The sequence below is a fragment of the Pseudomonas vranovensis genome (assembly GCF_040438935.1).
Classification (GTDB): Bacteria; Pseudomonadota; Gammaproteobacteria; order Pseudomonadales; family Pseudomonadaceae; genus Aquipseudomonas; species Aquipseudomonas vranovensis.
The window spans coordinates 5,426,927-5,440,886 of the sequence record NZ_CP159259.1 but is presented as its reverse complement, the minus strand read 5'-3'; the positions used below and the strand labels follow the sequence as shown (position 1 = coordinate 5,440,886).

Genomic DNA, 13,960 nt, shown 5'->3' with positions numbered 1-13,960 from the left:
TCCCGCGCTTGCTCAAATATTGGTCAACTGCTGCCCGTGCCACTCGAACGATACAGGAGCCAGTACCTGCGCAATCTGAGCCTCAGCCCACAGCCGGGCCATGGTCTTCCCCACCCCCGAATGGACCAACTGCGGCGCAATCAATGACAGCGGCCAAAGCACAAAGGCGTTCTTGAGAATCTCTGCCCGGGGCAAAACCAAGCCGTCGAAGCTGCCACACAGTTCGTTGTACATCAGCACATCGATATCCAGCGGCAGGCCCTTGCGCTCGGGCGCATAGCGACCATTGTCCGCCTCGATGAACTTGAGGCGGCGGTCCAGCTCCATCAATGGCAGGTCGGTCAGCCCTGTAACCACCAGATTGAAGAATGGACCGCTCTTGATACCCACCGCCTGGCTCTCGAACACCGGCGAACAGCGCATGTCCTGAAGAAACCCGGCCAGCGCATCAAGGCCCGCACACAGATGCCGCTCACGCTCGACATTGCTGCCAAGACCAAGGTAAACCCTGTTCAGAGACATCCGCGCTCGATCTCCACGCCCACGCCAGTGGCTGCCGGCACGGCGCCGGGCTTGGTCAGCTTCAGGTGCAGCCAGGGAATCTGGAACTCGCTCATCAGTACCGCCGCCAAACGCTCGGCAAAGGTTTCCACCAACTCGTACTGCGCCTCTTCGGCAAACGCCTGGATACGTGCAGACACACTGGCATAGTCCAGCGCCAGGGTGAGGTCGTCACCCGCCGCAGCCGGTCGGTTGTCCCAGGCAAAACGCAGGTCCAGACGCAGGCACTGGCGAATACCGCGCTCCCAGTCATAGGCACCGATCACGGTATCAACTTCCAGGCCTTCGATGAACACTCTGTCCAAGCACTTCTCTCCACTGCACGACAAGGGCGACTGGCGCCGTTAGAATCAGGGCGTCCTCGCCCGGAATAGTTAGCATGTTTTGGTTACTGGCACTGCTCGCCTACCTGCTCGGCTCGCTGTCCTTTGCCATCGTCCTGAGCCGCCTCAATGGCAGCCCGGACCCACGCATGAGCGGTTCAGGCAATGCCGGTGCAACCAACATGCTGCGCTTGGCCGGCCGCAAACTGGCGGTCCTGACCTTGCTTGGCGACCTGTGCAAGGGTCTTCTTCCCGTGCTGGTCGCCAGTGTTGCCGGGCTCGACCTGCAACAGCAAGCCTGGATAGGCTTGTGCGCAGTGATCGGCCACCTGTTCCCGATCTACTTCTGCTTTCGCGGCGGCAAAGGCGTCGCCACCGCCGCCGGCATGCTGCTGGGGCTGTACCCGCCAGCGGCACTGCTGGCCATCAGCGCCTGGCTGCTGACCTTCTACCTGACCCGCACCAGCTCCCTGGCAGCGCTGATCGCCACACCGCTGACCCTGCCATTGCTGGCCTGGCGCGAGCCGGAAGCACTACTGCCGATCAGCGTGCTGACCGTGCTGATCGTCTGGCGTCACCGTGGCAATCTACGCGACCTCTTTGCCGGCCGCGAACGACATTTCTGAACCCGCTGCATGAGCGTCGCTCATTACAGCGGTGACAACTGCTCCATCGGCCAGCGCGCCTGCACACTGATGGCCAAGCTCTCCTGTTGCCCCGCCGCCAGGCGCTGACACCCGGCATAAGCGATCATGGCGCCATTGTCGGTGCAAAACTGTGGCCGTGCGTAGTACACATTGCCCTTGATGCCCGCGAGCATTTCTTCCAGCGAAGCGCGTAGCGCCGTGTTGGCACTGACACCACCAGCGATCACCAGGCGCTTGAGGCCGGTTTGCTTCAGGGCACGCTTGCACTTGATGGTCAAAGTCTCCACCACCGCCTGCTGGAAGGCCAGAGACACGTCGCAACGAGTTTGCTCGCCGTCGTCTCCAGCTTTCTGGCACTGCTGCCAGGTGTTCAGGGCGAAGGTTTTCAAGCCGCTGAAGCTGAAGTCCAGGCCCGGGCGATCCGTCATCGGCCGAGGGAATACAAAGCGGCCAGGCACGCCCTGGGTCGCCAGGCGGGCGATTTCCGGGCCACCTGGATAGTTGAGCCCCATTAGCTTGGCGGTCTTGTCGAAGGCTTCGCCAGCGGCATCATCAAGCGACTCACCCAGCAGCTCGTAGCGACCGATACCATCCACCCGTACCAGCTGGGTATGCCCACCAGATACCAGCAAGGCGACGAACGGGAACTCTGGAGGCTGCTCCTCAAGCATCGGCGCCAGCAGGTGGCCTTCCATATGGTGCACGCCCAAGGCTGGAATGCCCCAGGCAAAGGCCAGCGCCTGGGCGCACGAGGCACCTACCAACAGCGCACCCACCAGCCCGGGGCCAGCGGTATAGGCAATGGCGTCGATCTCGGTAGCCACGCAGTCGGCCTCGGCCAGGACCTGGCGGATCAACGGCAGCATGCGCTTGACGTGATCGCGGGAGGCGAGCTCTGGCACAACGCCGCCATAGACGCGGTGCAGGTCGATCTGACTGAACAATGCATCGGCCAAAAGACCGCGTTCACTGTCGTATAATGCGACGCCGGTTTCGTCGCAGGATGTTTCCAATCCCAGTACTAGCATGGGTCTGCGCCTTGTGGAGGCTGAATTTGAAGCCGCGCATGATAGTCCCCACTCCGGGTGCCGACCAGCGGTTTTCGATCAGAGGCTTTGCATTCCGGCTGGCTAAGGGTTAACATCCGCAACCCTTAAAAACCGACGTTCTCCAGTGCACAGTTTTGCCACGAGTTCGTTGACCCCCGGTAATGAATGAAGGTAGCTCTGGATGCCAGCCGTCAAAGTTAAAGAGAATGAACCCTTCGACGTAGCTCTGCGTCGTTTCAAGCGCTCCTGCGAAAAAGCCGGTGTTCTGGCTGAAGTTCGTAGCCGCGAATTTTACGAGAAGCCGACTTCTGAGCGTAAGCGCAAAGCAGCAGCCGCTGTTAAACGTCACGCCAAGAAAGTTCAGCGCGAACAGCGCCGCGCCGTTCGTCTGTACTAATACAGACGTCCGTCGCAAGCTTCTGCCTCGCCCGGCCCAAAGCCGGGCTTCCGGCAGTAGTTGCTTGAACCTCTGGCCTTTGTGCTTGAGGCGTCCCGTTTGTTAAAACGCGGACAACCTGCCTGAATCGTCAGAACTGGCCTCAACGCCAGCTGTGCACGTCATTACTGACGAGCCTTAACCGGCTACCGACGAGCACGTCTTTCCTATTTTTGTGTTACGCCATTCGACATCGCTCGAACGCGAAGCCGTCCCTGCAGCATTAGCGATTACACTGGTTTATCGCCTGATGATGAGAGTGCCATGGCCGGGCTGATTCCCCAAAGTTTCATTGACGACCTGCTCAACCGTACCGATATCGTCGATGTGGTGAGTTCGCGCGTGCAACTGAAAAAGGCCGGCAAGAACCTCACTGCCTGCTGCCCGTTCCACAAAGAAAAAACCCCGTCCTTCAGCGTCAGCCCCGACAAGCAGTTCTATTACTGCTTTGGTTGCGGCGCGGGCGGCAACGCCCTTGGCTTCATCATGGACCACGACAACCTGGACTTTCCCCAGGCCGTCGAGGAACTGGCCAAGGCCGCCGGCATGGAAGTGCCACGCGAAGAAGGCGGACGCGGGCAAAAACCCCGCCAACCCACGGACTCGCCGCTCTACCCGCTACTGGAAGCCGCCGCCGAATATTATCGCCAGGCGCTGAAAAGCCACCCTACCCGTCGTTCGGCCGTCGAGTACCTCAAGGGCCGCGGGCTGTCCGGTGAAATCGCTCGCGATTTCAGCCTGGGCTACGCCCCGCCGGGGTGGGACAACCTGTTCAAGCACCTGAGCAGCGACACCCTGCAGCAGAAGGCCATGATTGATGCCGGCCTGCTCATCGAGAACGCCGAAAGCGGCAAACGCTACGATCGCTTTCGCGACCGCGTGATGTTCCCGATCCGCGACAGCCGCGGTCGCGTCATCGCGTTTGGAGGTCGAGTACTGGGCGACGACAAGCCCAAGTACCTGAACTCTCCGGAAACTCCGGTGTTCCACAAGGGCCAGGAACTGTACGGGCTGTACGAAGCACGCAAGTTCAACCGGAATCTCGATGAAATCATCGTTGTCGAAGGCTACATGGACGTTATTGCACTGGCCCAGCAAGGCCTGCGCAATGCGGTAGCAACCCTGGGTACAGCCACCAGCGAAGAGCACCTCAAGCGCCTGTTTCGTGTGGTGCCCAGCGTATTGTTCTGCTTCGATGGCGACCAGGCAGGCCGCAATGCCGCCTGGCGTGCGCTGGAATCCACGCTTTCGAGCCTGCAGGACGGCCGCAAGGCGCGCTTTCTGTTCCTGCCCGAAGGCGAAGACCCGGACACCTTGATCCGCGCGGAAGGCACCGATGCCTTCCGCGCGCGCATCAACCAGCACGCTCAACCTCTGGCCGACTATTTTTTCCAGCAACTGACCGAAGAAGCCGATCCTCGATCGCTCGAAGGCAAGGCTCATATGGCCACCCTCGCAGCACCGTTGATCGAAAAAGTGCCGGGTGCCAACCTGCGTGCCTTGATGCGCAACCGGCTCAAGGAAATCACCGGCCTCGACAACCAGCAGGTCGAGCATCTGAGCCACAGCGCACCAGCCGAAGCACCGCCCAGCTATGACCCGGGCATCGACTACGATGCCATCCCCGACTACACCCCGGACTACGGTGATTTTCACCAGCCCGACTACGCACCGCCACAACAGCCGTGGTCGCCGAACAAGGGTGGCAAGAAGAAATGGGAAGGCAAGCCGTGGGACAAGAAAGGCAAACCCTGGGAGCGCAACGGCCAACGCCAGGATGCACCACCACGGGTACCCACTTCAGTGGAACCCCCGACCTTGAGCGCTTTGCGCACCCTGCTGCACCATCCGCAGCTGGCTAAAAAAGTCGAGGATGCCGGTCACTTCGCAGCCGAAGAACACGTCTACGCTCAACTGCTGGTAGCCCTGCTCGAAGCCCTGCAAAAGAATCCTGAGCTACGCTCACTACAGCTGATCGCCCGCTGGCATGGCACCGAACAAGGTCGTTTGCTGCGGGCATTGGCGGAAAAGGAATGGCTGATCGATGCCGACAACCTTGAACAACAGTTTTTCGACACCATAACTAGCTTGTCCGCTCGCCAACGCGAGCGAAGCCTGGAACATCTGCTCAGGAAAGCACGTCAAAGTGAGTTGAGCGCAGAGGAAAAAAATCAGCTGCGCGACCTGCTAAGCCGGAATGTTCCCGCACAAACCCCGACCTCAACTGGCGCGTGAGGTCCTAGCTCGGGTATAATCCTCGGCTTGTTTTTTGCCCGCCAAGACCTTCAGTGGATAGGGTGTTATGTCCGGAAAAGCGCAACAGCAGTCTCGCATCAAAGAGTTGATCACCCGCGGTCGTGAGCAGGGTTACCTGACTTACGCGGAGGTCAACGACCACCTGCCAGAGGATATTTCAGATCCGGAGCAGGTGGAAGACATCATCCGCATGATCAACGACATGGGGATCAACGTATTCGAGAGTGCTCCGGATGCGGATGCCCTTTTGTTGGCCGAAGCCGACACCGACGAAGCCGCAGCTGAAGAAGCCGCAGCAGCGTTGGCGGCTGTGGAAACCGATATCGGTCGCACGACAGACCCGGTGCGCATGTACATGCGTGAAATGGGTACCGTCGAGCTGTTGACCCGCGAAGGCGAGATCGAAATCGCCAAGCGTATCGAAGAAGGTATCCGTGAAGTCATGGGCGCTATCGCCCATTTCCCCGGTACCGTCGAACACATTCTCTCCGAGTACGATCGCGTCACCACCGAAGGTGGCCGCCTGTCCGACGTCCTGAGCGGTTATATCGACCCGGACGACGGTATTGCGCCACCTGCCGAAGTGCCGCCGCCGATCGACCCGAAAGCCCCGGCCAAGGCCGATGCCGACGAGGATGAAGACGAGGAGAAAGAAGGCGCCGAGGAAGAGGAAGAGACCGAAAGCGGTCCCGATCCTGAAGTCGCTCGTCAGCGCTTCGGTGCCGTTCAGGATCAACTGAACGCCACCCTCAAACTCTTGAAGAAGAACGGCCGCAGCCACAAGGACAGCATCAAGGCGATGCTCGACCTGGCTGAGCTGTTCATGCCGATCAAGCTGGTGCCCAAGCAGTTCGAAGGCCTGGTGGAGCGTGTTCGTAGCGCCCTGGACCGCTTGCGCCAGCAAGAGCGCGCGATCATGCAATTGTGCGTACGTGATGCACGTATGCCACGCGCCGATTTCCTGCGTCTGTTCCCGAGCAACGAGATCGACCAGACCTGGGCCAGCGACCTGGCCAAGCGCAGCACCAAATGGGCCGCCGCCCTGGGTGAGAAGAGCGACGCCATCGTGGCCTGCCAGCAAAAGCTGATCGACCTCGAAAGCGAAACCGGTCTGACCATCGCCGAGATCAAGGACATCAACCGTCGCATGTCGATCGGTGAAGCCAAGGCTCGTCGCGCCAAGAAGGAAATGGTCGAGGCCAACCTGCGTCTGGTTATCTCGATCGCCAAGAAGTACACCAACCGCGGCCTGCAGTTCCTCGACCTGATCCAGGAAGGCAACATAGGCCTGATGAAGGCGGTGGACAAGTTCGAATACCGTCGCGGCTACAAGTTCTCGACCTATGCCACCTGGTGGATTCGTCAGGCGATCACCCGCTCGATCGCCGACCAGGCTCGTACCATCCGTATCCCGGTGCACATGATCGAGACGATCAACAAGCTCAACCGCATTTCCCGGCAGATGCTGCAGGAAATGGGTCGCGAACCGACCCCGGAAGAGCTGGGTGAACGCATGGAAATGCCTGAGGACAAGATCCGCAAGGTACTGAAGATCGCCAAAGAGCCGATCTCCATGGAAACCCCGATCGGTGATGACGAAGACTCGCACCTGGGTGATTTCATCGAAGACTCGACCATGCAGTCGCCAATCGATGTCGCCACGGTCGAAAGCCTCAAGGAAGCGACCCGTGACGTGCTCTCCGGTCTGACCGCTCGCGAAGCCAAGGTGCTGCGCATGCGATTCGGTATCGACATGAACACCGATCACACCCTCGAAGAGGTCGGCAAACAGTTCGACGTGACCCGTGAACGGATCCGTCAGATCGAAGCCAAGGCGCTGCGCAAGCTGCGCCACCCGACGCGAAGCGAGCATCTGCGCTCCTTCCTCGACGAGTGATGACGAACCCCGGCCCAGGCCGGGGTTTTTCTTTTGTGCCCTCGAAAACTTTAAGACTTTCGCCACTACCCCGGTGGCGAATTGCCCGTCTACACTCGAATGCAACCCACATGTGTGACGAGGCCGCTATGCCCAGACTGCCGGCCCTTCTGTTGCTGCTCCTGGCACTCTGGAGCGCAGCGGCCGGCGCCTTGACCCTGACAGACGAAGAACAAGCCTGGCTCAGCGCCCACCCGCAGCTGCGCGTGGGCGTCGACGCATCCTGGCCACCGTTCGAGTACCGTGACCAGGAGGGCCGCTACCAGGGATTGGCCGCCGATTACATTGCCCTGATGCAGGACCGACTGGGCATTACGTTCAAGCCGGTCGAACCGAGCAGTTGGACAGCCGTCCTGGAGCAGGCACGCCAGAACAAACTGGACGTGCTGCCTGGGATCATGTCGACCCCCGAACGCCAGGGCTTCCTTGCCTTCACTCGCCCCTACCTGGACTTTCCGATTGTCATCCTCGCCCACAAGGGTGGCGCACAGCCTCGCAACATCAAGGACCTCTACGGGCTGAAGATTGCCGTGGTGGAAAACTACGCGCCTCACGAACTGCTGCGCACCCACCACCCCGACTTGAACCTGGTCGCCATGCGCAATGTCAGCTCGACCCTGCAGGCGTTGGCCACCGATGAAGTCGACGCCGTGGTCGGCGATCTCGCGTCGAGCATCTGGAGCCTGCGCCAGCTCAAGCTTGAAGGCATGTATGTCAGCGGCGAAACGCCCTATCGCTATCAACTGGCCATGGCGGTACCACAAGAACAGAAGATCCTCGTCGGCATCCTCGACAAGGTCATGGCCGACATGAGCCCCGCTGAGATCAGCGATATTCAGGAGCGCTGGGTCGGCAAGGTATTGGACCATCGCACGGTCTGGTACGACCTGCTCATCTATGGGCTTCCCGCGGTACTACTGCTGGTGACGATCCTGGCGGCAGTGATGCGGGTCAATCGACGCCTGAGCTCGGAGATTTCTCGCCGCGTCGCCCTGGAACAAGAACTGCGCAGCAGCGAATACCACTACCGTGGCCTGGTCGAGAGTCTGTCGGCGATTGCCTGGGAAGCAGACGCCAACGACTTCACCTACAACTACGTATCTCCCCATGCAGAAGACCTGCTGGGCTACCCCTTGAGCCACTGGCTGCGTCCAGGCTTCTGGCGCAGCATCATCCACCCCGACGATGCCCTTTGGGCCCAGGCCTACTGTGACAGCGAAACCGCCGCCGGGCGCGATCACAGTCTCGATTACCGGGTGATCTGCGCCGATGGTCGCAGCCTCTGGGTGCGTGACATCGTCAGCCTGATCGAGCACGGGCACAAACCTGTGATGCGCGGCCTGATGATCGACATCAGCGAAACCAAGAATGCCGAAGAGGCCCTGCGCCTGTCGGAACAGAAGTTCGTCTCGGTTTTCCAGCAATGCCCGGACATCCTGCTGATCGCCCGCCTCAGCGATGGTTGCTTGCTGGAAGTCAACGAAGCCTTCGAGGAACAGATTGGCCTGGACGCCGACAGCGTCGTTGGCCGCACCACTACCGAATTGAATATCTGGGGAATCGACGGTATTGGTCCAACACTGCTTGAGCGGTTGCAGTCCGGCAGCATCCGCAACCTGGAGACACTCTTCCAGCGCAGTAACGGCCAACTGTTCACCGGCCTCATCTCAGCCGGGACCATAGAGCTCGACAGCACCCCAGCGCTGGTAGTGGCGGTACGCGACATCAGTCAATTGAAGGAAACCCAGGAACAGCTGCGCACCTCGGAAGAGAAGTTTGCCAAGGCTTTCCATGCCTCTCCCGATGGCTTGCTGCTGTCCCGGCAAAGCGATGGCCTGCTGATCGAAGTCAACGAGGGCTTCTGCCGCCTGACCGGGTTCGACAGCCACACATCGCTGGACCAGACCTCACTGGACCTGGGGATGTGGGTCGACCTCAACGAGCGGCGACGCCTGCTGCAGATGATCAAAAAAGATGGTTTCGTGCGCGACTTCAGTTGCCATATCCGCCGCAGTGACGGGCAGATCCGTCTGTGTGAACTGTCGGCCCGCCCCCTGCCGATTGCCGGTGTCGACTGCATGCTGACCATTGCCCGGGACATTACCGAACGCCACCTGATGCAGGAAAAACTGCAGCTGGCCGCAACGGTGTTCGAGAATACCGCGGAAGGCGTACTGATCACTGACACCGACCAACGCATCAGCGCAGTCAACCGCGCTTTCAGCGAAATCACCGGCTACAACGAATTTGAAGCCCTGGGCCAGACACCGCGCCTGCTTGCCTCCGGCCAGCACGACAGCGCGTTCTTCGCCGCCATGTGGCACCAGCTGACCGCGGAGGGCCATTGGCAAGGCGAAATCTACAACCGACGCAAAAACGGCGAGCTCTACCCCAGCTGGTTGACCATCAGTGCGGTGCGCAACAGCGACCGGATCATTACCCACTTCGTCGCGGTGTTCGCCGACATTTCCAGCCTCAAGCACGCCCAGGCCAAACTGGACTACCAGGCCCATCACGACCCGCTCACCGGCCTGCCCAACCGCACCCTGTTCGAGAATCGCCTGCAGGCGGCACTCACCTGTACCCAGGCCTCCCGGCGCCAGGGGGCGGTACTGTTCCTGGACCTGGACCGCTTCAAACATATCAACGACAGTCTTGGCCACCCGGTGGGCGACTTGCTGCTCAAAGGTATCGCCCAGCGCCTCAAGGAACAGGTGCGCGACATAGACACCGTGGCGCGCCTGGGGGGTGACGAGTTCATCATTCTGCTGCCCGGCCTGCACCAACCCGGCGATGCCAGCCTTATCGCCAACAAGCTGCTGGCGTGCTTCAGCGCCCCGTTCCAGGCGGGAGAGCATGAGTTCTTCACCAGTGCCAGTATCGGTACCAGCCTGTACCCACAGGACGGCACCGATGTCGCCTCGCTGATCCGCAACGCCGATGCCGCGATGTACCGCTCCAAGGCCAAGGGCCGCAACCGGGTCGAGTGCTACACCCGCGACCTGACCGCCCAGGCCAGCGAACGCATCGCCCTGGAGCATGAGCTGCGGCGCGCCATAGAACGCAACGAGCTGAGCCTGAGCTACCAGCCAAAATTCAGCCTTAAAACTCAGAGCCTGGTGGGTGCCGAAGCGCTGATCCGCTGGAAACACCCACTGCTTGGCGAAGTACCGCCAGAACACTTCATCGGCCTGGCCGAAGAAAACGGCATGATCCTGCAACTGGGCGACTGGGTACTGGAACAGGCCTGCCGGCAGATGCAGGACTGGAAGAAAAACTACCTGGCCTTCGGCCCCCTCTCCGTCAACCTCGCCGGCGCTCAACTGCGCCAGACCAGCCTGGTCAAGCGCATCGAACAACTGCTCAAGACTCACCACTTGAAAGCCGGCGACCTGCAACTGGAAATCACCGAGAACTTCATCATGAGCCAGGCAGAAGAAGCCCTGGCCATTCTTCACCAACTCAAGCAACTGGGCGTGCAACTGGCGATAGACGACTTTGGCACCGGCTATTCCTCACTGAGCTACCTCAAGCGCCTGCCCCTGGACATTCTCAAGATCGACCAGTCCTTCATCCGCGGGCTGCCGGATGACCCCCATGATGTTGCCATTGCCAGGGCGATTATTGCCCTGGGGCGCAGTATGCAATTGACCATCATTGCCGAAGGTGTGGAAACCCAGGCCCAGCAACGCTTCCTGGCTGCCGAAGGATGCGAGCAGATCCAGGGCTACATCGTCAGCCTGCCGGTGTCGGCCGAGGAATTTGCCGCAACATTTCTTCGCATAGCACTTTCAGATCTTTCGGATGGCACAGCCAGGAAACCCTCGTTATAATCCGCGACCACTGGGGCCTATAGCTCAGTTGGTTAGAGCAGAGGACTCATAATCCTTTGGTCCACGGTTCAAGTCCGTGTGGGCCCACCAAATTAAAAACCGCGCTATGCGCGGTTTTTTTTGCCTGTATCAGGGCCAGGTGCCCGGCTTCTATCAGCGATGCGGGCCCTGGCGCTTGAGCTTTTCCAAGACCCAATCCCCCACAATCAGCGGCACCCATACCAGCGGCACCAGCACCAGGCTGAGCGCTGCCAGTGCGCTCAGCACGACGGTTTTCACTGATTGAAGAACGCGAACGGCCTTTTCCTGACTCATCTCGACTCCAGAGGGTTGGTGCCCGCACGGCATTCCTTGCGCCGGCAATGTCCAGACTCTAGTTCGATTCCCTCAGAAACGCACTCGCAATACGGTGCGCCAGAAGTTCTTCAGTGGCGAAAGGCGATGTTTGTCCCAGTTGCGCTGCCAGAACGCGTCTTCGTTTCGGACCACGCTTTCGATATCGCTGCCCGTGGCTGAGGCCGCATGCTGGCGAAACAGCATCGGGAATGCGCAATGCTGCTTGATCCGCTGCTTGAACACGACATCCACGGGTGTGCCGTCGTAAGGCGTCTGGGCCAGGATCCGGCAGCCTTCGGGTGAAAGTATGTAGGCGTGAAGCGCTACCACGCGGCCGCGGGCGATGTACGGGAACCAGGTAAGCCAGGTCTTGCCCATGCTGTAGCCCAAGTGCAAGGCCTCGAACTTGCGCGTGCGAATAAAGCGGTTGATCCAACGGACCGGTGTCGCTTTGAGCTCATAGGCTTTGACGTCATCCTCGAAAATCAGCACGCGCTGCAAGCCTTGATCCAGTGCCAGTTTCGCCAGCGCCTGGTGCGACTCATAACAACCCTTTACCGGGTCACCGCAGCGTTCGGCCAAGTGAAAGGTCACCGGATTACCAATCAGGCTGCCAACGGTCTGGCTGAACAGTTTCCGTCTGTCGTGTCGCTCGTTGAGGGAAATGCAATAAACGGCATCTACGTCGAACTCGATCTTGCTCACCACGCACTTCCTTTGAACACCAACCGCTCTCCCGTGTGGCATAGCCGAAAAGGTCGCGATTCTACGCGTACCAACTGCCATTACAAAGCCACTAGTCAGCGCCCTACTGCTTGGCGGAACCGTTTTTATGCGATCGGGGTCAAACTTTTTAACAATTGATTACAATCTAATAAAAAATGGGGCTACTTTTCATGAGGACTTTGGCGAGTTCCGAGCCATTGCTTCATCGAAGACGCCTTCTAAGGATTTCAACAATGGGCACCTCTACAGCACCACTGAACGTTGACGCGGGGTTCACTGCGCACAACTTCGAGGATTGTCGGAATATCCGCTCAGGTGCAGCCTTTATCATCGCCTCAGGTCAATCTGCGAAGGCCTTTCCGATCGAGGCATTCAGCGACGTCCCGATGATCACCATGAACGGCGCCATCTCGCTGTTCATGGACACACCTGTAAGACCGTTTTTCTATACCTGCACCGACACTCACTTTTCTATTCAACAGCCGGAACTGTTTGTCGAGGCTCTGCGGCGCAGTGAGCGGGTTGCGCTCTGGGAGCATCACTTTCGATCCCTTCAGGTCGAGACCAATGCGCAGGTGTACTTCCTGAAAAAAGCGCCCAAGGCGCACCTGATGGATCTGATGTTCAAGAAAGACCCGGAGCTGATTCGCCACCGCTCCCTCGCAGGCTGTAGCAAGAAAGCCGGGTTCAGCAAGAACCTGCAGCGCGGCTTTTTCGACGCACGCACAGTGGCTTACCTGGCGTTGCAGATTGCCTATCACGCCGGCTTCAGCAAGGTGTTCCTGGTAGGTGTCGACCTCAATCAGAACCTGCCCAGGTTCTACGAACATCAGGGTATGGAGCGTTCTCCTTGCGGCCTGGACCAACACTTCGAGTCACGCATATTGCCGTCATTCGAATTGGTGGCCTCATCGGTGGTCAACGAGCGATTTGCTGTTTACAACCTCTCCCCCGATTCGCGCATTCCGCGCAGCGTCATTCCCTACAAAACCCTGGACGAAGTGAAAGCGCTGATTCACGCCGGCTGAGGTGCTGCCAATCGTGAGGCGTAAAGACCGGGTGTCACGCCATAGTGGCGGGCGAACAACGCGATGAATGCCGAAACCGAGTCGTACCCCAGTTCGTTGGCAAGGGTGGTGATACTCATGCCTTGCGCCAGCAGCGGTAATGCCGCCAGCAAGCGCAGGCGTTGACGCCACTCGCGAAACGACAGCTGTGTCTGCGCCTGGAACAACCGCACCAGCGTGCGTCGCGAAGCACCGACCCATTGCGCCCAGTTTTCGATGCTGCGGTTATCTGCAGGATTGGCCTGCAGGGCTTCCGAGATCCTGCGCAAGCGCGGGTCACTCGGCAGGGGCAATCCAAAAGGAGCCTCGGGCAGTTCGCGCAACTCATCGACCAGCACCTGCAACAGCCGCGCCTGCCGCCCCTGGACGGGATCGTCAGCGGGGAAGTGGCTGGCCTTCTCGATCAATTCACGCACCAGCGGCGTCACCTGCATGACGCCGCAGGGGCGCTGGTAGCCGTTGAGCAGCGAGTCTTCCAGGTACAACCCCCGAAATTCGATGGTCTGCCCACTGTAGGCGGTGTGCCGGACCCCGGCCGGAATCCACAGCGCGCATTGTGGCGGCAGCAGATAACTGTGGTGTTCGGTCAGCACCTGCATGATGCCTTCGCTGGCATAGGTGAACTGCACCCAGGGATGGCTGTGCATCTCGACCCGATGGCCTGCGGGAATGGCAAACATGCGTCGGTAGACAGGCCCCGGCAGTTGCTGGAACTCCGGAACGGGGGGCACTTCCGGGATTTGGCTCGCTTGCGGCATCGTCTGTCTCCTTTGCTCAAGTGAGCCGACAA

12 protein-coding genes and 1 tRNA gene are annotated in these 13,960 nt (G+C 59.8%); 7 read left to right on the top strand and 6 right to left on the bottom strand.

The features are described from left to right. Nucleotides 1-12: 12 nt before the first annotated feature. Together folK and folB are read right to left on the bottom strand one after the other, a co-directional pair. Nucleotides 13-522, bottom strand: a complete 510-nt coding sequence (folK, locus tag ABVN19_RS25100; RefSeq protein WP_105641461.1) for a 2-amino-4-hydroxy-6-hydroxymethyldihydropteridine diphosphokinase — start codon at nucleotides 520-522, stop codon at nucleotides 13-15. Beyond that, a complete protein-coding gene (folB, locus tag ABVN19_RS25095; protein ID WP_028942160.1) occupies nucleotides 513-866 on the bottom strand; it encodes a dihydroneopterin aldolase in 354 nt (117 codons plus the stop codon). The genes folK and folB overlap by 10 nt, the downstream gene beginning before the upstream one ends. Nucleotides 867-940: 74 nt before the next feature. Between folB and plsY the strand changes: the two genes are divergently transcribed. Beyond that, on the top strand, nucleotides 941-1,510 hold the full coding sequence (gene plsY / locus ABVN19_RS25090) for a glycerol-3-phosphate 1-O-acyltransferase PlsY (protein WP_028942161.1): 570 nt from the start codon (nucleotides 941-943) through the stop codon (nucleotides 1,508-1,510). A 23-nt stretch (nucleotides 1,511-1,533) separates the two neighbouring features. Here plsY and tsaD read toward each other — a convergent pair whose 3' ends face one another. Next, on the bottom strand, nucleotides 1,534-2,559 hold the full coding sequence (tsaD, locus tag ABVN19_RS25085) for a tRNA (adenosine(37)-N6)-threonylcarbamoyltransferase complex transferase subunit TsaD (RefSeq protein ID WP_028942162.1): 1,026 nt from the start codon (nucleotides 2,557-2,559) through the stop codon (nucleotides 1,534-1,536). 202 nt (nucleotides 2,560-2,761) lie between these two features. Between tsaD and rpsU the strand changes: the two genes are divergently transcribed. The 5 genes from rpsU (at nucleotide 2,762) to ABVN19_RS25060 (ending at nucleotide 11,131) form a co-directional block, all read left to right on the top strand. Beyond that, complete coding sequence (gene rpsU / locus ABVN19_RS25080) at nucleotides 2,762-2,977, top strand: 30S ribosomal protein S21 (RefSeq protein ID WP_002551877.1); 216 nt, start codon at nucleotides 2,762-2,764, stop codon at nucleotides 2,975-2,977. Between the two features lie 303 nt (nucleotides 2,978-3,280). Next, nucleotides 3,281-5,251 carry a DNA primase gene (dnaG, locus tag ABVN19_RS25075; RefSeq protein ID WP_105641460.1) on the top strand — a complete coding sequence of 657 codons (1,971 nt, stop codon included), beginning with the start codon at nucleotides 3,281-3,283 and terminating at the stop codon, nucleotides 5,249-5,251. Nucleotides 5,252-5,318: 67 nt separating this feature from the next. Then, nucleotides 5,319-7,169, top strand: coding sequence for an RNA polymerase sigma factor RpoD (gene rpoD, locus ABVN19_RS25070; protein ID WP_028942164.1), 1,851 nt, complete (start codon nucleotides 5,319-5,321; stop codon nucleotides 7,167-7,169). Nucleotides 7,170-7,297: 128 nt separating this feature from the next. Next, nucleotides 7,298-11,041: a bifunctional diguanylate cyclase/phosphodiesterase gene (locus tag ABVN19_RS25065; protein WP_028942165.1), complete on the top strand. Its 3,744-nt coding sequence runs from the start codon at nucleotides 7,298-7,300 to the stop codon at nucleotides 11,039-11,041. A gap of 13 nt (nucleotides 11,042-11,054) precedes the next feature. After that, a tRNA-Ile gene (locus ABVN19_RS25060) sits at nucleotides 11,055-11,131 on the top strand. A gap of 63 nt (nucleotides 11,132-11,194) precedes the next feature. Here ABVN19_RS25060 and ABVN19_RS25055 read toward each other — a convergent pair. Together ABVN19_RS25055 and ABVN19_RS25050 are read right to left on the bottom strand one after the other, a co-directional pair. Next, nucleotides 11,195-11,356: a hypothetical protein gene (locus ABVN19_RS25055; protein WP_156905598.1), complete on the bottom strand. Its 162-nt coding sequence runs from the start codon at nucleotides 11,354-11,356 to the stop codon at nucleotides 11,195-11,197. A gap of 72 nt (nucleotides 11,357-11,428) precedes the next feature. After that, nucleotides 11,429-12,082, bottom strand: a complete 654-nt coding sequence (locus tag ABVN19_RS25050; RefSeq protein WP_028942166.1) for a glycosyltransferase family 25 protein — start codon at nucleotides 12,080-12,082, stop codon at nucleotides 11,429-11,431. A gap of 200 nt (nucleotides 12,083-12,282) precedes the next feature. Between ABVN19_RS25050 and ABVN19_RS25045 the strand changes: the two genes are divergently transcribed. Further along, nucleotides 12,283-13,131: a lipopolysaccharide biosynthesis protein gene (locus ABVN19_RS25045; RefSeq protein WP_353632778.1), complete on the top strand. Its 849-nt coding sequence runs from the start codon at nucleotides 12,283-12,285 to the stop codon at nucleotides 13,129-13,131. Here ABVN19_RS25045 and ABVN19_RS25040 read toward each other — a convergent pair. Beyond that, complete coding sequence (locus ABVN19_RS25040; RefSeq protein WP_028942168.1) at nucleotides 13,119-13,928, bottom strand: helix-turn-helix transcriptional regulator; 810 nt, start codon at nucleotides 13,926-13,928, stop codon at nucleotides 13,119-13,121. The two genes, ABVN19_RS25045 and ABVN19_RS25040, sit on opposite strands and share 13 nt — an antisense overlap. Between the last annotated feature and the right edge of the window lie 32 nt (nucleotides 13,929-13,960).